This window comes from Pseudoalteromonas sp. meg-B1 (assembly GCF_003173795.1).
Lineage (GTDB): Bacteria > Pseudomonadota > Gammaproteobacteria > Enterobacterales > Alteromonadaceae > Pseudoalteromonas > Pseudoalteromonas undina.
The window spans coordinates 683,828-706,019 of the sequence record NZ_QGQU01000001.1; the positions used below are offsets into that span (position 1 = coordinate 683,828).

At 40.0% G+C, this 22,192-nt stretch carries 16 protein-coding genes and 5 tRNA genes; 17 read left to right on the plus strand and 4 right to left on the minus strand.

The window, feature by feature from the left end:
• Positions 1–1,527, plus strand: coding sequence for an amidophosphoribosyltransferase (purF, locus tag DK924_RS03190; RefSeq protein WP_008468349.1), 1,527 nt, complete (start codon positions 1–3; stop codon positions 1,525–1,527).
• Positions 1,528–1,605: 78 nt separating this feature from the next.
• Here the strand turns inward: purF and DK924_RS03195 are convergent, their stop codons facing one another.
• The gene (locus DK924_RS03195) at positions 1,606–2,205 is read right to left on the minus strand and encodes a Yip1 family protein (RefSeq protein WP_008111059.1); all 600 of its coding nucleotides are present in this window, start codon (positions 2,203–2,205) and stop codon (positions 1,606–1,608) included.
• A 199-nt stretch (positions 2,206–2,404) separates the two neighbouring features.
• Between DK924_RS03195 and miaE the strand changes: the two genes are divergently transcribed.
• From miaE to DK924_RS03210, 3 genes are all read left to right on the plus strand, one after another.
• Positions 2,405–3,184 carry a tRNA isopentenyl-2-thiomethyl-A-37 hydroxylase MiaE gene (gene miaE, locus DK924_RS03200; RefSeq protein ID WP_054202395.1) on the plus strand — a complete coding sequence of 260 codons (780 nt, stop codon included), beginning with the start codon at positions 2,405–2,407 and terminating at the stop codon, positions 3,182–3,184.
• A 192-nt stretch (positions 3,185–3,376) separates the two neighbouring features.
• Positions 3,377–5,611, plus strand: a complete 2,235-nt coding sequence (locus DK924_RS03205) for an EAL domain-containing protein (RefSeq protein WP_109874324.1) — start codon at positions 3,377–3,379, stop codon at positions 5,609–5,611.
• Complete coding sequence (locus DK924_RS03210; protein WP_109874325.1) at positions 5,604–7,541, plus strand: sensor histidine kinase; 1,938 nt, start codon at positions 5,604–5,606, stop codon at positions 7,539–7,541. The genes DK924_RS03205 and DK924_RS03210 overlap by 8 nt, the downstream gene beginning before the upstream one ends.
• Positions 7,542–7,553: 12 nt before the next feature.
• On the opposite strand, the gene DK924_RS03215 is transcribed toward DK924_RS03210, so the two are convergent.
• Both DK924_RS03215 and DK924_RS03220 read right to left on the minus strand, forming a co-directional pair.
• Complete coding sequence (locus tag DK924_RS03215) at positions 7,554–8,288, minus strand: UDP-2,3-diacylglucosamine diphosphatase (protein ID WP_109874326.1); 735 nt, start codon at positions 8,286–8,288, stop codon at positions 7,554–7,556.
• Between the two features lie 67 nt (positions 8,289–8,355).
• Positions 8,356–8,847 (minus strand): peptidylprolyl isomerase, encoded by a 492-nt coding sequence (locus DK924_RS03220; protein WP_008111051.1) that lies wholly within the window; start codon positions 8,845–8,847, stop codon positions 8,356–8,358.
• Positions 8,848–9,001: 154 nt separating this feature from the next.
• On the opposite strand from DK924_RS03220, the gene cysS reads away from it, so the two are divergent.
• Positions 9,002–10,381, plus strand: a complete 1,380-nt coding sequence (cysS, locus tag DK924_RS03225; protein WP_008111049.1) for a cysteine--tRNA ligase — start codon at positions 9,002–9,004, stop codon at positions 10,379–10,381.
• A 188-nt stretch (positions 10,382–10,569) separates the two neighbouring features.
• On the plus strand, positions 10,570–11,466 hold the full coding sequence (locus tag DK924_RS03230) for a DMT family transporter (RefSeq protein WP_010388061.1): 897 nt from the start codon (positions 10,570–10,572) through the stop codon (positions 11,464–11,466).
• 30 nt (positions 11,467–11,496) lie between these two features.
• Here DK924_RS03230 and folD read toward each other — a convergent pair whose 3' ends face one another.
• Positions 11,497–12,351, minus strand: coding sequence for a bifunctional methylenetetrahydrofolate dehydrogenase/methenyltetrahydrofolate cyclohydrolase FolD (gene folD / locus DK924_RS03235; RefSeq protein ID WP_008111045.1), 855 nt, complete (start codon positions 12,349–12,351; stop codon positions 11,497–11,499).
• A gap of 348 nt (positions 12,352–12,699) precedes the next feature.
• Between folD and DK924_RS03240 the strand changes: the two genes are divergently transcribed.
• The 11 genes from DK924_RS03240 (at position 12,700) to DK924_RS03290 (ending at position 22,154) form a co-directional block, all read left to right on the plus strand.
• A tRNA-Pro gene (locus DK924_RS03240) sits at positions 12,700–12,776 on the plus strand.
• Between the two features lie 55 nt (positions 12,777–12,831).
• A tRNA-Arg gene (locus DK924_RS03245) sits at positions 12,832–12,908 on the plus strand.
• Positions 12,909–12,932: 24 nt separating this feature from the next.
• Positions 12,933–13,008, plus strand: a tRNA-His gene (locus tag DK924_RS03250).
• Positions 13,009–13,027: 19 nt separating this feature from the next.
• Positions 13,028–13,104 (plus strand) — tRNA-Pro (locus DK924_RS03255).
• 56 nt (positions 13,105–13,160) lie between these two features.
• Positions 13,161–13,237, plus strand: a tRNA-Pro gene (locus DK924_RS03260).
• Between the two features lie 352 nt (positions 13,238–13,589).
• A complete protein-coding gene (gene tig, locus DK924_RS03265; protein WP_010388062.1) occupies positions 13,590–14,894 on the plus strand; it encodes a trigger factor in 1,305 nt (434 codons plus the stop codon).
• 159 nt (positions 14,895–15,053) lie between these two features.
• Positions 15,054–15,671 carry an ATP-dependent Clp endopeptidase proteolytic subunit ClpP gene (gene clpP, locus DK924_RS03270; protein WP_008111041.1) on the plus strand — a complete coding sequence of 206 codons (618 nt, stop codon included), beginning with the start codon at positions 15,054–15,056 and terminating at the stop codon, positions 15,669–15,671.
• Between the two features lie 131 nt (positions 15,672–15,802).
• Positions 15,803–17,086: an ATP-dependent protease ATP-binding subunit ClpX gene (gene clpX, locus DK924_RS03275; protein WP_109874327.1), complete on the plus strand. Its 1,284-nt coding sequence runs from the start codon at positions 15,803–15,805 to the stop codon at positions 17,084–17,086.
• 149 nt (positions 17,087–17,235) lie between these two features.
• Complete coding sequence (lon, locus tag DK924_RS03280; protein ID WP_008467545.1) at positions 17,236–19,596, plus strand: endopeptidase La; 2,361 nt, start codon at positions 17,236–17,238, stop codon at positions 19,594–19,596.
• Between the two features lie 183 nt (positions 19,597–19,779).
• On the plus strand, positions 19,780–20,079 hold the full coding sequence (locus DK924_RS03285; protein ID WP_256872136.1) for an HU family DNA-binding protein: 300 nt from the start codon (positions 19,780–19,782) through the stop codon (positions 20,077–20,079).
• Between the two features lie 173 nt (positions 20,080–20,252).
• Positions 20,253–22,154 carry a SurA N-terminal domain-containing protein gene (locus DK924_RS03290; protein WP_054202402.1) on the plus strand — a complete coding sequence of 634 codons (1,902 nt, stop codon included), beginning with the start codon at positions 20,253–20,255 and terminating at the stop codon, positions 22,152–22,154.
• The last annotated feature ends 38 nt before the right edge of the window (positions 22,155–22,192 follow it).

Genomic DNA, 22,192 nt, shown 5'->3' on the forward strand with positions numbered 1-22,192 from the left:
ATGTGTGGTATCGTTGGAATAGTCGGAACATCGCCAGTTAATCAGGCGATTTATGATGGCTTAACCGTTTTGCAACACCGTGGCCAAGATGCTGCGGGTATCATAACTATTGAGAACAATACATTTAGCTTGCGCAAAGCAAATGGCCTAGTGAAAGATGTATTTCACACTCGTCATATGAAACGTTTGCAAGGCAACATTGGCATTGGCCATGTGCGCTACCCAACGGCGGGTTCTTCAAGCTCGTCAGAGGCTCAGCCGTTTTACGTGAACTCTCCTTTTGGTATAGCACTTGCCCATAATGGTAACTTAACCAATGCAGAGTCGTTAAAAGAGCAGTTATTTTCAGAGGCACGTCGCCATGTTAATACCACCTCTGATTCTGAGATTTTGCTTAACATCATGGCGCATGAGCTAAGTAAGCCAGACAAACTAAAATTAGACCCTGAAGATATTTTTACAGCGGTTACTGAAGTTAACAATAAAGTGACGGGTGGTTATGCAACTATAGCCATGATTATCGGTCATGGTATTGTGGCGTTTCGCGATCCAAATGGTATCCGTCCTTTAGTATTTGGTAAACGTGAATCTGCTGCCGGTACTGAATATATGTTTGCATCAGAGAGTGTGGCGTTAAAGCCAGATGGCTTTGAGTTTATTCGTGACGTTGCCCCAGGCGAAGCTATTTACGTGACTGAAAAAGGCGAGTTTCATTCTTTTACCTGTGCAGATAAAGTGTCTTACTCACCATGTATTTTTGAATTTGTTTACTTTGCGCGCCCGGATTCAACCATTGATCGTATGTCGGTTTATGCTGCACGTGTAAATATGGGAACAAAACTAGGCGAGAAAGTAGCACGTGAGTGGGCCGATAAAGACATTGATGTTGTTATTCCTATCCCAGAAACTTCATGTGATATCGCTTTAGAAATGGCACGCGTACTTGATTTACCTTACCGCCAAGGCTTTGTTAAAAATCGCTACATTGGCCGTACGTTTATTATGCCAGGCCAAGAGCTACGTAAAAAATCAGTACGTCAAAAACTCAATGCAATTGACCGTGAGTTTAAAGGTAAAAATGTCCTACTTGTTGATGACTCAATAGTACGTGGTACTACCTCAGCACAAATAGTTGAGATGGCACGCGAGTCAGGTGCTAAAAACGTTTACTTTGCGTCAGCTGCACCGGAAATACGCTTTCCAAATGTATACGGCATAGATATGCCATCGGCGGCTGAACTAATTGCACATGGTCGTGAAGTAGAAGATATTAACCAAAGCATTAGTTCTGATGGTTTAATCTTTCAATCATTAAGTGATTTGATTGCCGCAGTTAGCCAAGAAAACCCTGAAATCACTAAGTTTGAAACGTCAGTGTTTGATGGACAATACATTACTGGCGATGTTGATCAAGACTATCTAAATCGTATTGATAAGCTACGTAACGATTCTGCTAAAAGCACTCGCGAAAACGCGATGTCGTCTGGTTTAGAAATCCATAACCAAGATGAAAACGAATCTGATTAACCGTGATAATACTGCCTGATAGCATTATCGGCGTTACAAAAAAAGGAGCTTAATCGCTCCTTTTTTGTTTTTCAATTTTTAGGTAAACATAGGGCTGATAATACCGTTGGTCCATAGCATGGCGGTAAGCGCTAAAATAATAACAAGTAGAATTAATCCACAGGTGACAACAGAGCTTGCATAAATAAAGCCGCGCTCCTGCGGAATGTGCATCAAAATAGGGACGCCGGTATACAGTAAATAAACAGAGTAAGCGAGTGCCACTAAACCAACACACACCACAAACCACAACTCAGGCCAAAAAGCTGCCAATGCCGACATAAACACCGGTGTTGCGGTATACGCTGCCAGCTCGATAGTTTGGGTAAAGGTTGGTTTAGCACCAAAAGTAACCGCCATCCAATGCGCTAAGTAGGCCAGTGCAAATACACCGCCAATCAAAGCAACATACATAGCCGCGCCAATCATTAGTGCGCTTTCATGGGTTAAAAATACTGGGTTACCTGTGCCTATACTCCAGCCTAAGTAAACCGATGAGTAATATCCCATTGCTGAGGGAAATAAAGCGATTAGCAAAATGTGCGATAAGCTGTAGGTTAAGCTTTCGTGACGGTTATCAATTGTTTGCCACTCTTCGAGTGGATGGGCGTATAAGCCCCATAGGTGATTTAGTATCATTGCGTGCTCTCCATAAAAGGATATATTACTGTTTGGTTATAGTTGGTTTGTTTTTTATACAGTCCATTTAGTTATGGTTCAGTAACTAAGCAAAGTCAAGTTATCCACATGCTTGTAATAAGGGCGTGTGTTTATTTTATTCAGGGCATTATTTCGTGTTAAAATACATAATCGCAATTTATAGCAATGAGTAGTCAGCGTGCCACATAGCCAGCTTTTAGAGCCAATTAACAACTTTTTATTATGCAGTACCCCCGATGAGTGGGTTGAACAGGCGACCAAAAAAGAAAATTTACCCATCATATTAATTGATCATTTAATTTGTGAGCTAAAAGCGGCACAAAGTGCGATGTTTTTAATCCGTAAGTATGCGGTAGATAAAGACAGCAGTGATGCACTGCTTGAGTGGCTAAAACCGTTTGAAACGCTTATTTATAAACGTGAGGGGAACTGGCGTGATTTAGCGGCTAAAAATAAACTGACAAAGTCTATTATTCCTAAATCTAACTCACCTTATGGACAAGACTTAATTGATAAAATGGTGATGTTAATAAAAGAAGAGTTGCATCACTTTTATCAAGTGTTGGAAATTATGGATGAATACGGCGTTGAATATAAAAGTATAACCCCATGTCGTTACGCTAAAGGTATGTTACGTAATGTTAAAACGTTTGAGCCCAATGCATTAGTTGATAAACTTATTGTAGGTGCGTACATAGAAGCGCGCTCATGTGAACGTTTTGCTGCGCTTGCCCCGCATGTAGATAAACGCTTAGGGGACTTTTATATTTCACTGCTTCGCTCAGAGGCTCGCCATTATCAAGATTACTTAACCCTTGCTCAAGAAATTGCTGACTTTGATATTACCGAGCGGGTAAAAGAATTTGCTGAAATAGAAGCGCATCTAATTACATCAGACGATGAAGACTTCAAATTTCATAGCGGCGTACCTATTACTGCTTGCCAACAACCCGCATAATTTACACATAAAGCTGCTACCAGTTAAACAGCAAACTGTTGTAGCAGCTAATTTTAATTAAATTCTTTTTAAATTAGACACATCCAATACCCTCACCTAATATTAGAATAACTATTTAAATTATTTAACTTATTGCTTTGTAATTCATTTTAATAACAAGGTCATACCTTATTTATTATTGGGTGAGAAGATATGCAAGATAAAGAGGGATTGTTTGTATTTGCAGCTGAAGAAGAACAGGCAGATACAGAGCTGAAAGCATGGAAAATATTAACCGTTGAGGATGACCTTGATTATCAGAACGCGTTAGTTAATAGCTTAAAAGAATTAAAAGCCAAGGATGGTTATAAATACGAGCTTTTAACAGCAAATTCTGTGCCTGAGGCTGCTCTTGCGCTGAGTATGCACCCAGACATCGCACTCATATTTATAGATGTAGTAATGGAGGAGGATGACTCAGGTCTGCGTTTAGTAAATACTATTCGAGAGGTTATTGGTAACGCAGAAATGCGTATTGTGCTGTTAACAGGCCAACCAGGTTTTGCACCAGAGAGCGATATCATGAAAGTACTTGATATCGATGAATACTGGAATAAATCAGATATTTCTGCCGAGAAGCTGCAATCAATTGTTAATAGTAACATGCGCACTTGGGAATATATTTCACAAATCAAGTCAGCCAAACAAGGTTTACAGTTGGTACTAGACGCGTCTAGAAGTATTAACGGTAAGCATGACATGGCCTCTTTTTCTTATGCTGTACTTAAAGAAATTAGTAATATTTTAAAAATAACCGAAGGCGGCGGTATTTTCTGCTCGAGTAATGTATACCCTGGCTCTGAAAGTTTAATACTTTCTACACATGGTTGCTTTAGTGGCACTAAAGGGCAACCTGTGGAACCTAACCTGCCTGCAGAAATGCTGCAAGATTTTAAACAAGCGACCAGAGAGCGTCGTCATATATTCTCAAAAAATCACAGTGTGTTTTTTTTCGAAACGCATACTTTGCAAGGTCAGGATACTGACTACATAACGATTGTAAAATCTGATAACCCTATCAATGAGCAAAATGAATATTTACTTAAAGTATTTAGTGAAAATGTTAGCACGGGATTTGCTAATATTTCGTTGTTGAATCGCTTAACTGAACTTGCTTACACCGACGTATCACTTAACTTGCAAAACCGTAACTGGTTAACCCGTGAAATAAAGAATATGAATGCCCATGAGCGGCTAAAAACGCGATTAGTCATTTTTGATATTTATCAGTTTGATGAAAAAGCGTTTACTTTCGGGAATGACTTTTGTAATAAATTAATGAAGCTAGTTCATCAAAGTATAGTTGATTCTTTTGCTAAGTATGAACCGCGCATAGCATTAATTAGTAATAAAACATTTGGCATGCTAGTCAGCGTTGACTTTGATATCTCAGATGCAATTAGTTACTTTCAAAATAAGCAAAAGTTCGAAATTGAACAGGTGAAGCAATATATTGATGTGCGTATATTGGAGTTGAAGTTAAGCGCTGCTTTAAACTTAACACCTGAAAAAGTGATTAGCTTAGCAGAGTCTAGTCTTAACTATACGGGGGCAAACCAAGCAAAGTATATTCAGCATACTGAGGAAAAAACAGATCAGATTACTCGTCGCTATGAGTTGATGGCTGAGCTTAGAACGGCTATAGGTAATAAAAGTTTAGAGGTGGCATTACAACCCAAAATCAGCTTATCAACCTTGAAACCAGCTGGTTTCGAAGCGCTCGCTAGGTGGCAAAGAGCCGATGGTAGTTTTGTTCCCCCCGACGAATTTATAGAATTAGCTGAAACAGCCGGATTAATTAATGAACTAGACCATGTAATTTTTGAGAAAATACTAGAGACTATTAATCAACTTAAAGAGCAAGGCTGCAACTTACCCGTTGCATTTAATGCATCCTCTTATGATTTAGTTGAACCAAGCTACTTTGAACAAATAAAAACTAAAATTGAAGAATACAGTATTTTGCCTTCTATGCTTGAGCTAGAGGTGACAGAGACACAAGCTATAAGCAACTATAGTTTAATTAAAGAAGCGCTTGAGCGGTTCATTGCTTTGGGTATGAAAGTCAGTATTGATGACTTTGGTACAGGGTATTCGTCTTTGGCTCACATTAATGAAATACCGTCTACGTCGATAAAAATAGATCGCTACTTTGTTAGTGACCTTGAGTTTAATGACAATAATCAATACATGATTAAGATGATATTGTCTTTGGCAAAGCAATTTGACTTTTCGGTGATTGCTGAAGGCGTTGAGAATGAATTTGAGGCCCAGTGGTTACAACAGCAGGGGTGTGAAACGGCTCAAGGTTACTACTTTGCTAAGCCATTATTTTTTAAAGATTTAATAGTGTGGCTAAAACAGTTTGAAGTGAGTGCGAATGAATAGCCTTAACAGCTTGCCGGTCGGCTCAAAAAAAAGTGTGCTGATAAAGTCTTTGTTTAGTTTATTTATTACTTTATTTGTTGGCTGGCTTATTTATGAACAAGTATATCAAGAAAAAATAAACACCATAAAAACCAAACAAGATGAAAAGTTAGTACTTATAAGTAGTGATTTTTCCAGAGAGCTCAGCAGTATTAAAAAGCTCACGCTTATACTGGCACAGGGACCCGCATTAAAAAGTGATAAACAAGGCAAACCCTTTCAACAAGAACAAATCAGAGATGAGGTAAATAACTATTTTTTAAATTTCGCCGCTATCTCTAATAATATCTCGCAAATCCGCTGGCTTGATACTCAAGGTCAGGAGCAATACCGTATTAATGTAGTGAATGGTGCAGGCAAAATTGTAGCGCCCGATGGGTTGCAAAATAAGCAAAACCGTTACTACTTTCAAAAAGGGATGCAAATTAGTGCGCCTGATATTTTTGCTACAGAAATAGATTTAAACATAGAACGCAACAAAATTATAAAACCACACCAACCAACAATCCGTGTAACCTACCGTACAAGCGAAGAAAATTACTTTTTAGATGGCCTATTGGTGGTCAATTTTAACTTAGATTATCTATTTAATCAGATCAAAAGCTATAGCCAAGAAAGTACTCATATCAGCATTTTGAATCATGATGGTTTTTGGTTGTTAAATAAAGATTCTCGCTTAGAGTGGGGGTTTATGTATGGTAAGAATGAGCAAACGCTTGCCATTCAAGAACAACGGCTTTGGCAGCAAATTATTGATGGCAAAGTCGAGTATGGTTCGCATTTTTTTAATAATAGCCTTTATACATATCGACGTTTTTCTATTTTTTCGCTACGTGAAAACACAGAAAAGATCAGTAACACCGATAAAGAGTTAATTATTCTTATCAGTAGCCCCAATGAACTTCTATTAAGCGCGCAAAAAGTCGCATTAAAGCTAGCTCTTTTATGCAGCAGCGTACTCTGCTTAGTAAGTTTTGGCTTTATTTATCGTGAGTATAGGTTTCAAAACCAGTTATTAACTCTGTCGCATAAGTTGCATATAGAAAAAGTAGAGCTGGGCATTGTCAATCGAGAGCTTGACGAAACGATTAAACAACAACAAAAATTACAAGAGGGGTTAATTGAAGCGCAAAAATTATCTTCACTCGGGTTGTTAGTTGCTGGTGTTGCCCATGAGATGAATACCCCGATTGGAGGAGCCGTTATTTCGGTTTCTAATGCCGATATGGCATTGAATAAATTAAATGAAGCCATGAAGCAAGGGCTAACTAAATCAACCCTAGAAGACACAACTACACGCATTGGAGAGAACTTAGCACTGGCAAAAGTTAACTTAAATAAAACAGCGCTGTTGGTGAAAAGCTTTAAAAAAATGGCGATTGACCGCCATAATGATGAGTTTATTGCATGTGATATTGAAAAAATCATTCAAGAGTTATTATTGACATTAAACTCTAGGTTAAAAAGCTCGCCGATAAAAGTGAAAACTATTTTTTCACTTAATAAACAAGTGGTTAGTTTGCCGGGTATCATTTCTCAGGTTGTTGAAAACTTAGTGATCAATGCGCTAAATCACGCTTTTGATGAAAAGCAGGAGGGCGTAATTGAAATAAAAGTTGAACAAGCGACTAATAATAGGGTGAGGCTGAGCGTGTCAGATAATGGTAAAGGTATTAACGCTGCGATAAAGGCAGATATATTTGAACCCTTTTATACTACAGCTAGAGGTAAAGGTAACACGGGTTTAGGTTTATATATGGTTTATCAATGGGTAACTCAAGTTTTAAAAGGGGAGATTTCGTTGCAATCTGATCTAGGCGGTAATGAAGACTACAAAACACAATTTGTTATTTTACTGCCAGAGCTTGCCACAAAAACTCATTACAATTAATTGTTAGGAGCGTTATAAAGGCGTTGAAATTAATTGTTGTGACTCGGGGGTAACCACTAAATATGAACCTTGAGTATACCAATCGCCTAACACAGTGCGAGTTAGGGTTTGGTTATTAACTTCATAGGTATGTACATTAGGGCGGTGAGTATGGCCGTGGATCATATTAGCCACGTTATGCTTAGCAAAGGTCTCTAATACAGCGCTTTGCACTACATCAAGTATTTCTATAGGTTTGTCTGCTTGACTAAGTTTACTTTTTTCACGTGCATCACGGGCTATTTTCTTTCGATACCATAATGGCATAGCAAGCATTAATTTGGGCCACCACCAACCACGACTTTTTTGACGAAACTTTTGATACTCAATATCCTGAGTACACATTTCATCACCATGTAAAATTACAGTGGGAGTGCCGTAAAGGTCGATCACTGTTTGCTCATCGAGTAGAGTCATTCCTGCCATATTGGCGTATTTTTCACGCATGATAAAATCGCGATTACCGTGTACAAAATAAATGGGGATACCCGAGTTACTAACTGCTTTTAATTGTTTGGCAACTGCTGCTGATAGTTCGCTAACATAATCGTCACCAACCCACACTTCAAAAAAATCACCTAAAATATATAGGGCGTCTACTTTTTGAGGAACAATATGGGAGTGTAAAAACTTAAAAAATGCCGCTGTAATATCAGGGCGATTTTCACTCAAATGTAAATCGGCAATAAAGTAGGTTTGGCGAGTCATGGTAGTTCCAGTTAAATAAAAGCGGGTGAATACCCGCTTTATGTATTCTTTGAAGAATAAGGGGATTTTAGCTTACAGTTACACTTTCAATTACCACATCTTCAAGTGGTACATCTTGGTGGAAACCATTGCTACCTGTAGCAACACCTTTGATTTTATTTACTACGTCCATGCCTTCTACTACTTCAGCAAACACACAGTAACCCCAACCTTGCGACGTTTCGCTGCTGTGGTTTAAAAAGTCGTTGTTATTCACGTTAATGAAAAATTGCGCTGTAGCTGAGTGTGGATCAGGCGTACGCGCCATTGCTAAAGTACCTACTTTGTTAGATAGGCCGTTGTTAGCTTCATTTTCAATTGGGTCGTTTACTTCTTTTTGTTCCATGCCCGATGCAAAACCACCGCCTTGAACCATAAAACCATCAATTACACGGTGAAAAATAGTGCCGTTATAAAAACCTGAGTTTGCATACTCTAAAAAGTTTTTTACTGTATTTGGAGCTTCGCTTTCGTGCATTTTAATGGTGATATCACCAAAGTTTGTGTGTAGAACAACCATGAGGTTTCCTATAGCTGGTTTAAATATTGGTGCTATTTTATCGTAGTTGACTCAGATTAACAAAGTAGATGTTATGTTTGTTATAAACCGCTAGAGCCCATGCTTAGCAAGTGGTAACATAGCTTTTCTGTTAATCGTGAAGGAAAGCAACTAAATGGTACAAATATACAACACACTGACACGCCAAAAAGAACAATTTAAACCTATGGTCGATGGAAAAATCGACATGTATGTGTGTGGTATCACCATTTATGATTACTGTCACATTGGCCATGCACGCACATTTGTGGGTTTTGATGTGATTGTTCGCTATCTTCGTCATTTAGGTTACGACTTAAAGTACGTACGTAATATTACCGATGTTGATGATAAAATTATCAAGCGCGCAAATGAAAACGGTGAGGCGATTAACGACTTAACCGTGCGTATGACTAAAGCCATGCATGAAGACTTTGACAGTTTAAATATGCTACGTCCTGATGTAGAGCCAACGGTTACAGGTCACATGGATGAAATTATTGCTATGGTTGAGCGTTTGATTGCCAAAGGCCATGCTTATGTTGCAGCCGATGGCGACGTTTTATTTGATGTATCAACCTTTGAGCAATACGGGGCACTTTCACAGCAAGATTTAACCATGCTGCAATCGGGCTCACGTGTGGAAGTAGCACAAGATAAAGACGATCCTCTTGATTTTGTTTTATGGAAAAAAGCTAAAGCAGGGGAGCCATCGTGGTCATCACCTTGGGGAGAGGGGCGCCCTGGTTGGCACATAGAATGTTCAGCAATGAGTTCAAAGCACCTAGGTGAGCACTTTGATATTCATGGTGGTGGTTCAGACCTACAGTTTCCGCACCACGAAAACGAAATTGCGCAATCATGCTGTGCTAACAACGGCCAATACGTTAATACTTGGATCCACACCGGTATGGTTCAAGTGAACAAAGAAAAGATGTCTAAATCATTAGATAACTTTTTTACCGTTCGTGAAGTATTAAAGCAATACGATGCTGAGTCGGTTCGCTACTTTTTAATTTCTGGCCATTACCGCAGTCAACTTAATTACTCGCAAGAAAACTTAGACCAAGCACGTTCATCACTTGAGCGTATTTACACGGCATTACGTGGTGTTGAGCCAGTTGAATGTGAGCTTGAGGGTAATGAGTATGTAGCTAAGTTTAGAAAAGCTATGAATGATGACTTTAATTCGCCAGAAGCATTACCGGTTGTATTTGAAGTTGCTAAAGAGCTAAACCGAGTAAAAGAAAGTGATAGCGAAAAAGCAGGACATTTAGCCTTTGTTCTACGCAGCTTAGGTGAAATACTTGGTATTGCTCAGCAAGCACCAGAGGCATTTTTACAAGGCGGTCAAAACGACGATGAAGTGGCTGAAATTGAGGCACTGATAGTCAAACGTAATGACGCACGTGCCAGTAAAAATTGGGCTGCAGCAGATGAAGCTCGCGATGCTTTAAATGCACTGGGTGTAATACTTGAAGATTCAGCGGGAAAAACAACGTGGCGTAAAGCATAGGGTTTGTCGACCTTGGCAGATTTAGCCATAACGCGCTGATCACAAAAAAAGGGTTACCATAGGGTAACCCTTTTTTGGTTATATCAATTGCATTAAATTGATTATGTTTTTAATAAAATTGACGCTGTTGACCTCAATCATAGTTGAGGTTTTAAACTCGCATTCATCAATTTAAAAATGGAAAATTAATGAATATTTTACTTGCCATGATCCCTGCTTTTTTATGGGGCACGACTTATGCAGTGACTAAGTACGCAACCCCAGAGTGGCCACCAATCTTATTAGGTGCCATACGCGCACTTCCTGCCGGTTTATTGTTGTTGTTGTTTAAACCTTCTTGGCCAACGGCTAAACAATGGCCAGGCATTTTTCTGATCGGCACAATTAATATTGCGTTATTTTTTAGCTTTATTTTTGTAATGGCAATTAACCTACCAGCAGCTATCGCAGGCGTGGGAATGGTATCCGTCCCTGTGGTTGCATTATTATATGCATGGCTTGTAAAGCGACAACAGCCAGCGCTGGTGCAAGGTTTTTGTGCGCTTGCTTTGGTGGTTTTAGCATGGCGCTTATTTGATCCACAACATGTAGCACTTAATGTTTTGGGGGTTTTGGCGCTGATAGGGGCGCTATTAACTATTGTTATAGGCAGTACGCTGGTAAAAAAAGTAACGGCTAAAGTACACTGGTGGACGGTACTCACGTGGCAGCTAATCATTGGTGGCAGTTTGCTAGCAATTGCGGCTATGGTTCAAGCTTTTTATTTTGCCCCTCAGCAGTATCAATTTTTAACTGCATCAATAAATACCACGCAATGGCTGGCGTTATTTTGGCTGGTGGTCCCTAATACTGCTTTGGCTTACATCCTATATGTTTGGTTATTAGGGCGAATGTCAGTAGTTGAATTTACTTTTGGCACTATAGCCAACCCAATTGCCGGTATTTTATGTGCAGGAATATTAATTAACGAGCAGTATGCAAGTTGGCAATATGCAATTATGTTATTGATGATTGTGTTTTCGGTTTTGCCACAAGGCTTGGACTTAATAAAACGAAGAATGATGATACAAAAAGCCCGCAATTAAGCGGGCTCTTCATTGCTTTATTTTTGTTTATTAGCTGTGATATTTCTCACACGCTTCTAATGTATTTTCAATTAAGCTGGCAACTGTCATCGGGCCTACACCGCCTGGTACAGGAGTAATAAAGTCAGCTTTTTGTTCTGCAACGGCGTACTCAACGTCACCCACTAATTTACCGTTGTCTAAACGGTTAATACCCACATCAATAACAATTGCGCCTTCTTTTATCCAATCACCAGGAATAAACTCTGGTTTGCCTACAGCAACAACCAGTAAGTCAGCACGGCGAACATGGGTTTCTAAATCTTGCGTGAACTTATGGCAAACAGTAGTCGTACAGCCAGCTAACAATAATTCAAGTGACATAGGGCGGCCCACAATATTAGAGGCGCCCACAACCACTGCGTGCATGCCTTTGTAACGCACACCCGTTGAATCTAATAAGGTGATAATACCCTTTGGCGTACATGGGCGAAGGGCAGGCATTCGCTGCGCCAAACGACCAATGTTATAAGGATGAAAGCCATCAACATCTTTATGCGGGGTAATACGCTCAAGAATTTTTTCTGCATCTAGGCCTGCAGGTAAAGGAAGTTGTACTAAAATACCGTCAACTTCGCCATCAACATTCAATTCATCAATTAATGCTAATAGCGCTTGCTCTGTTGTGTCTGCGGGTAAATCAAATGATTTAGAAATAAAACCCACTTCTTCACAGGCTTTACGCTTTGAACCAACGTAAACTTGGCTTGCTGGGTCTTGTCCAACAAGCACCACAGCTAATCCTGGGGCTCTAAGGTTTTGTGCAACACGTTCTGAAACTCGTTCAGCCACTGCGCTACGTACTTGTTTTGCTACTGCTTTACCATCAATGATGTTTGCCGTCATGGGTGACCTTTAATTAGGTTAATTAACTTGATACCGATACATTTAAAAAACGAATGCATATATAGGGGTTAAAATGCCGATAAAGAAAAAGACCTTCACCTTACTCATTTTTTAATATGGCGACTATTTTCGCAGAAAAGCGGTTGAGCGCCAAGTTGCTTTTAAATTATAACCCCCCGAATTATAAAAAAGAGTTTAAATTTTATCCCTGTATCGTAATATTTGACCATTATGAACTAAAAATGAGCAATTGATTTGTTTTCTTAAAAAAACGTTTGACCTAACCCGGTCAAATCACTATTATGCACCCCGTTGTCAACGAGGTCACTCGCAGACAATAGTAAGTATCGGCGATTAGCGCAGTTTGGTAGCGCACTTGGTTTGGGTCCAAGGGGTCGCAGGTTCAAATCCTGCATCGCCGACCATTTTTATGTTTACTCATAACAATCTAACTTACTAGTGAACTATGAAGTTTTCGATGCGCCCATAGCTCAGCTGGATAGAGCAACGCCCTTCTAAGGCGTCGGTCGAAGGTTCGAATCCTTCTGGGTGCGCCATTTTGAAAACACTGTAATGCCGTGGTGATTGTAGCTCAGTTGGTAGAGCCCCGGATTGTGATTCCGGTTGTCGTGGGTTCGAGCCCCATCAGTCACCCCAATTTACAAAAAAAGAATATCGGCGATTAGCGCAGTTTGGTAGCGCACTTGGTTTGGGTCCAAGGGGTCGCAGGTTCAAATCCTGCATCGCCGACCACTTTCTTATAAGTGGTCTTAAATCCTAAGTTTAAGTATTCGAGAAAATATTTATATCGGCGATTAGCGCAGTTTGGTAGCGCACTTGGTTTGGGTCCAAGGGGTCGCAGGTTCAAATCCTGCATCGCCGACCATTTCCCCTTTAGCTCCATATTCTAAATCTCTATTTTATTTAAAATAACTCTATTTTTTGCTCCTATTCATTCTATACAGTTTAATTAGCCTGTTTTTTATTCGCTTAGTCGTTATCTGCCTTTAACTACCCCAAATAATTGCCCCCCACACTCGACTATCATGAATATTAGGTTATAATGCCGCGTCTATTTGTTTAAAAATATAGTGCCCTTAGGGCAGAGCAGCAATGGTATCTCCTGGTAGCGACGGATTTTTTTAAGCTCTAAGGCTTGAATTTTATCAAGACGCCTATAGATTACTTTGTTTGTAATGAAGGCGAAAAGTCGCCAAAATTGAATATTGAGGTAAATCATGCAAGTTTCTGTTGAGACGACTCAAGGCCTTGAGCGCCGTCTGACCATCACCGTTCCTGCAGAGAACGTTGAGACCGAAGTAAAAAAACGCTTACAACAACTGTCAAAAACGCAGCGTATCGACGGTTTCCGTGCTGGTAAAGTTCCAGTATCAGTAATCAACAAGCGTTTCGGACCAGCTGTTCGTCAAGAAGTTGCTGGCGAAGTAATGCAACGTAATTACATTGAAGCAATTGTTGCTGAAAAAATTAACCCTGCTGGCGCACCTACATTTGCTCCAAAAGCACTTGAAGCAGGTAAAGATTTAGAGTTCTCAGCAACATTTGAAGTTTACCCTGAAGTTGAAGTTCAAGGTTTAGATAAAATTGCTGTTGAAAAACCAGCGGTAGAAGTAACTGACGAAGATTTAGCAAACATGCTAGAGACACTTCGTAAGCAACACGCTTCTTGGGCTGACGTTGATGCAGCTGCTGGCGCAAACGACCGTGTAACGGTTGATTTCGTTGGTACTATCGACGGTGAAGAATTCGAAGGCGGCAAAGCTGAAGATTTCCCATTAGAACTTGGCCAAGGTCGTATGATCCCAGGTTTTGAAGACAACATCGTAGGCAAAAAAGCAGGCGAAGAAGTTGTTGCTGACGTAAACTTCCCTGAAGATTACCACGCTGAAAACTTAAAAGGTAAAGCGGCTCAATTCACTATCACAGTGAAAAAAGTTGAAGCGCAAGAATTACCTGAATTAAGCGATGAGTTTGCAACTAAATTCGGTGTTGCCGAAGGCGGCGTAGACGCGCTTAAAGAAGAAGTTAAAAAGAACATGACACGTGAGCTAGACCAAGCGGTTAAAGCTAACGTAAAAGACCAAGCAATCAAAGGTCTTTTAGAGCAAAACGAAGTTGAAGTGCCTAAAGCATTAATCGACCAAGAAGTTGACGCTTTACGTGAGCAAGCTGCTCAACGTTTTGGTGGTAACGGTCAAAATATGCCTGAGCTTCCAGCTGAATTGTTCCATGAGCAAGCAGTTACACGAGTTAAAACTGGCCTATTATTAGGCGAAGTGATCAAAGCAAACGACATCAAAGTTGATGACGCTAAAGTTGAAGCACTTATCGCTACTGTAGCATCTGCATACGAAGATCCAACTGAAGTAGTAGAATACTACAAAGCAAATGATCAACTAATGCAACAAATGCGTAATGTAGCAATGGAAGAGCAAGCTGTTGAAGCTATTTTAGCTAAAGCAACTGTGACTGATGTTGAAAAAGCATTTGATGACATCATGAATCCACAGCAAGGTGCATAATAAGTCATTGACTTAAGCGCTCGCTAACGATTAAATGGCTCGTGTTACTCTGTTTATGCAGTGTGCCCGGGCCATTTTAGTTTGTGGTTCTTAATTAGCTAAAAATGATCATTATGCTTTTCTTAGAATAAGTATAAGCGCATAAGGAATTAAATAAGTATGAACACTGGTATGACAGATCCCCTAAACGCATTAGTACCAATGGTTGTTGAGCAAACAGCTAAAGGCGAGCGCTCGTTTGATATTTATTCGAGACTATTAAAAGAGCGTATTATCTTTTTAACGGGCCAAGTTGAAGACAACATGGCAAATCTGATTTTAGCGCAAATGCTTTTCTTAGAATCAGAGAACCCAGATAAAGATATCTTCTTATATATCAATTCACCGGGTGGCTCGGTCACTGCGGGAATGGCTATTTACGATACAATGAATTTCATCAAACCTGATGTAAGTACTATTTGTGTGGGCCAAGCGGCTAGCATGGGTGCGTTTTTACTATCTGGTGGTGCTAAGGGTAAACGTTTTTGTTTACCTAATTCACGTGTAATGATTCACCAACCATTAGGTGGATTCCAAGGTCAAGCATCTGATTTTGAAATACACGCGAAAGAAATCCTGTCTATTAAAGACAAATTAAATCGCTTAATGGCTGAGCATACTGGCCAACCGCTTGATGTTGTTTCACGTGATACAGACCGTGATAACTTTATGAGTGCAAGCCAAGCTGTAGATTACGGTATTGTTGACTCAGTATTTACTAATCGCGGTAGCAAGTAAGTATGCCTGCAAGCAGTAATGCTTGCTAATGAGAGTTACTATGCGAAAAAGCCTAAATTTTGGTATAGTTAAAGCGTATTAAAATAGCCACCAAGACTTTGGTGGCCAACGTAATAAAATGAGGTAGCTGAATGTCTGACACTCCTACAGACGGCGACAAAAGTAATAAATTGTTATACTGCTCTTTTTGCGGCAAAAGCCAGCATGAAGTTCGAAAATTAATTGCAGGACCTTCAGTATACGTTTGTGATGAATGTGTAGAGCTGTGTAATGATATTATCAGGGAAGAAATTAAAGACATCGCGCCTAAGCATGATGCCGCTGACAAATTACCTGTGCCAAAAGAAATTCGTAACCACTTAGACGACTACGTAATTGGCCAAGAGCATGCGAAAAAAGTGTTGTCTGTAGCGGTTTACAATCACTACAAGCGTTTACGCAACCAATCAACTAAACAAGACGTTGAACTAGGTAAAAGTAATATTTTATTAATTGGTCCAACGGGGAGTGGTAAAACACTACTAGCTGAAACGTTAGCACGTTTGCTAGATGTGCCGTTTACAATGGCCGACGCCACCACGTTAACCGAAGCCGGTTATGTGGGTGAAGATGTTGAAAACATCATTCAAAAGCTTTTACAAAAATGTGACTACGACGTAGAAAAAGCACAACGTGGTATTGTTTACATTGATGAAATTGACAAAATTTCACGTAAATCAGATAACCCATCAATCACCCGTGATGTATCAGGTGAAGGTGTACAACAAGCCTTACTGAAATTGATTGAAGGTACCGTTGCTTCTGTTCCGCCACAAGGTGGACGTAAACATCCACAGCAAGAGTTCCTGCAAGTAGACACTTCTAAAATTCTGTTTATTTGTGGTGGTGCATTTGCTGGTCTTGATAAAGTTATTGAACAGCGTAGCCACAAAAATACTGGCATTGGTTTTGGCGTTAACGTTAAAGAGTCGGCAGCGAGCCGCTCTTTAAGTGAAACATTTAAAGATGTTGAGCCAGAAGATTTAGTAAAATATGGTTTAATTCCAGAGTTTATTGGCCGTTTACCTGTTGTTGCTACCTTGACTGAACTTGATGAAGCTGCACTGGTACAAATTTTAAGTGAGCCTAAAAACGCTATTACTAAGCAGTTTTCAGTATTGTTTGGGATGGAAGACGTTGAGCTTGAATTTCGTGATGATGCACTACGTGCTATTGCTCACAAAGCAATGGAACGTAAAACCGGTGCACGAGGCCTGCGTTCAATCGTAGAAGGTGTATTGCTTGATACTATGTATGAGCTGCCTTCAATTGATAACGTAAGTAAAGTGGTTGTTGATGAAACCGTTATTAAAGGTGAGTCTGCCCCAATCTTGATTTATGACAGCAGTAATCAAGAACAAGCCGCGGCAGATTAAATTCTGAGCAAGTTGTAAAAAAAAGGAGCCAATGGCTCCTTTTTTTATAATTAATTTAATCGAGTTGGCAAAAATTGTTGAACTTTAATTAGGTTATCCCCATATACTTGAGTAATCTTTAAATAAATGAAGTGCAAAGAGAAAATACAATGACGCTTGAGAGAAACGATCGAGTCGAAATCCCTGTGCTAGCACTGCGCGATGTAGTGGTGTATCCACACATGGTGATCCCGCTTTTTGTAGGCCGTGAAAAATCAATAAAATGCCTTGAAGCGGCAATGGATAAAGACAAACAAATTTTCTTAGTTGCACAAAAAGATGCAACTGTAGACGAGCCTGAGAAAGACGATATTTATCGTGTAGGGACTATTGCGACTGTACTTCAATTATTAAAGCTACCCGATGGTACAGTAAAAGTATTAGTTGAAGGCACACAGCGTGCAAATATCGAAGAGTTTGTTGATAACGAAGACTTCTTTGTTGCCAATGCTCAGTTTATTGAATCTGATTCAGTGAATGAACAAGAACAAGATATTTTTATTCGCAGTGCATTAAGCCAGTTTGAAGGCTACGTAAAATTAAATAAAAAAATCCCACCTGAAGTAATGACTTCGGTCTCTGGTATTGATGAGCCAGCGCGTCTTGCTGATACCATGGCTGCGCATATGCCATTAAAAGTGCCTGAAAAACAAAAAGTACTTGAAATATCAAGCGTTACGGAGCGCTTAGAGTACTTAATGGCGTTGATGGAAGGTGAAATAGACCTATTGCAAGTTGAGAAAAAAATTCGTACCCGCGTTAAAAAGCAGATGGAAAAATCGCAGCGTGAGTATTACCTCAATGAGCAAATGAAAGCGATTCAAAAAGAGCTTGGCGAAATTGACGATGTGCCAGATGAATTCGAAGCGCTAAAAAAACGCATCGAAGAGTCAGGTATGCCTAACGAAGCGAAAGAAAAAGCGACGGCAGAGTTCAACAAACTTAAAATGATGTCGCCGATGTCGGCAGAAGCCAGTGTTGTTCGCTCATACATAGATACGCTAATCAACGTACCGTGGAAAAAACGCTCTAAAGTGAAAAAAGATTTAGCAGGCGCGCAAAAAATACTAGATAGCGATCACTACGGACTTGATAAAGTTAAAGAGCGTATTATTGAATACCTCGCGGTACAGCAGCGTACTAATAAGCTTAAAGGGCCTATCTTGTGTTTAGTTGGGCCGCCAGGGGTAGGTAAAACCTCTCTTGGGCAATCTATTGCGCGTTCAACTGGCCGTAAGTACATTCGTATGGCACTGGGTGGCGTACGTGATGAAGCTGAAATACGTGGTCACCGTCGTACTTATATTGGCTCTATGCCTGGTAAATTGATTCAAAACATGACTAAAGTGGGCGTTAAAAACCCGTTATTCTTGTTAGATGAAATTGATAAAATGTCAGCGGATATGCGTGGAGACCCTGCATCAGCTTTACTTGAAGTACTTGATCCTGAGCAAAACAGCCATTTTGCTGATCATTACTTAGAAGTCGATTACGACTTATCTGATGTAATGTTTGTTGCTACCTCTAATAGCTTTAATATTCCTGGGCCTTTATTGGACCGTATGGAAGTTATTCGTTTAGCCGGTTATACCGAAGACGAAAAATTAAATATAGCTAAAGAACATTTAATTCCAAAGCAAGTTAAGCGTAATGGCTTAAAAGAGAAAGAAGTTGAAATTGCTGACAGTGCCATTATCGGTATTATTCGATATTACACGCGTGAAGCGGGCGTTCGTAACTTAGAGCGTGAAGTGTCTAAATTATGCCGTAAAGCGGTTAAAAATATCTTAATGGAAAAAGACACCAAAACGGTCACTATCGATGCAGATAACCTTGAAGAGTACTTAGGTGTGCAACGTTTTGATTACGGTAAAGCAGAAGATGGCGACCGTATAGGCCAAGTAACTGGCCTAGCATGGACAGAAGTAGGCGGAGACTTACTAACGATTGAATGTGCTGCAGTACCAGGTAAAGGCAAATTGACTTACACCGGCTCGTTAGGCGATGTAATGCAAGAGTCGATTCAAGCGGCAATGACTGTTGTGCGTAATCGTGCTGATGAGCTACGTATTAATAGCGACTTTTATGAAAAACGTGATATTCACGTGCATGTACCTGAGGGCGCAACTCCTAAAGATGGTCCAAGTGCGGGTATCGCAATGGTTACTTGTTTGGTTTCAAGCCTAACAGGTAATCCAGTGCGCTCTGATGTGGCCATGACGGGTGAGATTACCCTGCGTGGTGAAGTACTGCCTATTGGTGGTTTAAAAGAGAAATTATTAGCGGCTCACCGTGGTGGTATTAAAACGGTGGTGATCCCTAAAATTAACGAACGTGACTTAAAAGAGATACCTGATAACGTATTGGCGGGTCTTGAGATTCACCCAGTTACGTGGATTGACGAAGTATTAAAGCTTGCTTTAGTGCATCCAGTTGATAGTTTTTCAGTCGAAACACCAAAAAAGCAGTAAAAAAGCCAAAAAAAGTGCTTTTAGGGGCTTTTCAAATCTAAACGGTATGATAAGTTAAGCACTGGTTTTCAAGCCTAGCCCTTGCAGGGCCTAGGCTTAAGAAAAATATAATCATATGAGCTTTAAAAAAATTGCTCAAAAATTTCAAAACAGTGATGTTAGTTTAAAAAACAATCGCTCTTGATAACAACAATGAAAGAGGATGATATTGTGAATAAATCTCAATTAATCGATCAAATCGCAGCTGATGCTGACATTTCTAAAGCGGCTGCAGGTCGTGCACTAGATTCATTCATCGAATCTGTATCTGGCGCGCTAAAAGATGGCGACTCAGTTGCACTTGTTGGTTTTGGTACTTTCTCTGTACGTGAGCGTGCTGCTCGTGCAGGTCGTAACCCACAAACAGGTGAAACGATTCAAATTGCTGCAGCTAACATCCCAGCTTTCAAAGCCGGTAAAGCGCTTAAAGACGCAGTAAACTAATCATTGTGTAAACAATTTAGTTATGGCGAGTAAAGATACGCTTAATTATTGCAATCGATAAATTAAGTTACTTCACCGCCAGTTACTTCAAGTGAAAAAGCGTATCTGGTAAGATACGCTTTTTTTACATATGACAAGGTAGAAAATACCTTGCTCAGAAAAGAGATAAACAAATGCTTGAGAAAATCAGAGAAGGTTCGCAAGGGCCGGTAGCCAAAGTCATTTTAGGCGCGGTGATTTTATCTTTTGCCTTAGCTGGGATCGGTAGTTACTTAGGTCAAACCACAGAACAACCCGTTGCTGAAGTAAATGGAATTAAAATTAGCCAAACAGAATTTAGCCGTGCGTTTCAAAATGAACGTAGCCGCTTAGAACAACAATTTGGTGAGTACTTTACCCAAATAGCAGCTGATCCAACTTACATGGCTCAAATCCGTCAAGGTGTGATTGACCGTTTAGTACAACAAGAATTACAAAGTCAGTTAGCTGCCGAGCTTGGTTTGCGCGTAAGTGATGAAAGCGTTCGTAAAACAATTTTAGAGCTACCTTATTTTAAAATTGGCGACAAGTTTAATAACGACCGTTATTTACAAGTTATTCGTCAAATGAATTTTCAACCTGACGCATTTCGTGAATACCTGCGTGATGATATGACGCGTAGCCAGTTAGTATCTGCTGTTGCGGGTACTGATTTTGCGCTGCCAAATGAGCTTAAATCAGCCATTGCGTTGCAACAGCAAACACGAAGCATTGATTATTTAGTAATTGATAAACAAGCAATGCAAGCTGATGTTGAAGTTACAGAGCAAGAAGTTGCGGATTACTATGAATTAAACGCAGGTCAATTTTTATCACCTGAATTAATTTCAGTTAATTACATCGAACTAAATGCAGATGATATTGATGTTGCATCGGTAAGCGAAGACGATGTAAAAGCATATTACGAGCAGAGTAAAGCGCAATATGTTGAACCAGAAAAGCGTCGTGTATCGCATATTCTAATCGACAATAGCGAAGATGATGATGCGGCTAAAGCGAAAGCTGAGTCGTTACTTGCCCAGCTTAACGCTGGTGCTGATTTTGCTGAGCTAGCAGAGACATCGTCAGATGACATTGTTAGTGCAGAAATGGGTGGCGATTTAGAGTGGATTGAACGTGATGTTATGGAACCAGCTTTTGAAGATGCAGCGTTCGCATTGCAAAACAAAGGTGATTACTCTGACGTTGTTGCCTCTGAGTTTGGTTATCACATCATCAAATTAACTGATCTACAAACTCAACAAGTTAAACCGTTCGATGAGGTTAAAGCTGACTTACGTGCTGAACTTGAGCAAGCTGAAAAAGTAGATGCGTTTTACGAGAAGCAAACTGAAATGGGGGCATTAGCCTTTGAGATTTCTGATCGCTTAGACGATGCTGCTGAAGTGGCGGGTGTAGAAGTACAATCTACTTCTTTACTAGCGCTTAGCGCGCTTCCTGAGCCGCTTAATAACCCAGCGGTTGTGACTGCCTTATCATCAGTTGAACTACTAGAAGATAAAGTCAATTCAGAAGTAATTGAGCTTGGTAATGAGCACGTGATTGTGGTGCGTGTAAATGAGCACCAACCTGCGGCAACGAAAGCATTAAGCGAGGTAAGTGAGCAAATTAAAACACGCTTAATGAATGAAAAGGCATCAGACCTTGCAAAAGAAAAAGCACGCACGTTATTTGCACAAGTAAAAGAAGGCAAGAGCTTAAACGATGTGGCTGCTGAGCAATCACTAAACGTTCGTCAAGAGTCGCAACTAACTCGTGAAAGCTTTGCTGTTTCACCTGCTATTGTTACCCAAGTATTCAAAATGGCACATCCTAGTGATGCGGCTGTATATGATATGGTTAACTTAAATAATGGCGATGCAGCGATTGTTGCGCTTAAAGCGGTAAATGATGCACCAGTGAGTGACAACATTGAGCCACAAATGAAGCAAAACATTACTATGGCGCAAGCGCAGAAAAACTATACGGTATTCATTGAATCGCTTAAGCAACAAGCAGAGCTTAATGTACCAAAAGCAGCTCAAGCAGCTGAATAAGTAATAGCTAAATTAAAAAGGGCGCCAATTGGCGCCTT

Excerpts from the sequence above, each read along its gene's own strand:
- purF (WP_008468349.1), top strand. The coding sequence starts at position 1 with ATGTGTGGTATCGTTGGAATAGTCGGAACATCGCCAGTTAATCAGGCG.
- DK924_RS03195 (WP_008111059.1), bottom strand. The coding sequence starts at position 2,205 with ATGATACTAAATCACCTATGGGGCTTATACGCCCATCCACTCGAAGAG.
- folD (WP_008111045.1), bottom strand. The coding sequence starts at position 12,351 with ATGACGGCAAACATCATTGATGGTAAAGCAGTAGCAAAACAAGTACGT.
- DK924_RS03205 (WP_109874324.1), top strand. The coding sequence starts at position 3,377 with ATGCAAGATAAAGAGGGATTGTTTGTATTTGCAGCTGAAGAAGAACAG.
- DK924_RS03215 (WP_109874326.1), bottom strand. The coding sequence starts at position 8,288 with ATGACTCGCCAAACCTACTTTATTGCCGATTTACATTTGAGTGAAAAT.
- DK924_RS03230 (WP_010388061.1), top strand. The coding sequence starts at position 10,570 with ATGAATATTTTACTTGCCATGATCCCTGCTTTTTTATGGGGCACGACT.
- DK924_RS03210 (WP_109874325.1), top strand. The coding sequence starts at position 5,604 with ATGAATAGCCTTAACAGCTTGCCGGTCGGCTCAAAAAAAAGTGTGCTG.
- lon (WP_008467545.1), top strand. The coding sequence starts at position 17,236 with ATGACGCTTGAGAGAAACGATCGAGTCGAAATCCCTGTGCTAGCACTG.
- clpX (WP_109874327.1), top strand. The coding sequence starts at position 15,803 with ATGTCTGACACTCCTACAGACGGCGACAAAAGTAATAAATTGTTATAC.
- cysS (WP_008111049.1), top strand. The coding sequence starts at position 9,002 with ATGGTACAAATATACAACACACTGACACGCCAAAAAGAACAATTTAAA.
- tig (WP_010388062.1), top strand. The coding sequence starts at position 13,590 with ATGCAAGTTTCTGTTGAGACGACTCAAGGCCTTGAGCGCCGTCTGACC.
- clpP (WP_008111041.1), top strand. The coding sequence starts at position 15,054 with ATGAACACTGGTATGACAGATCCCCTAAACGCATTAGTACCAATGGTT.
- DK924_RS03290 (WP_054202402.1), top strand. The coding sequence starts at position 20,253 with ATGCTTGAGAAAATCAGAGAAGGTTCGCAAGGGCCGGTAGCCAAAGTC.
- DK924_RS03220 (WP_008111051.1), bottom strand. The coding sequence starts at position 8,847 with ATGGTTGTTCTACACACAAACTTTGGTGATATCACCATTAAAATGCAC.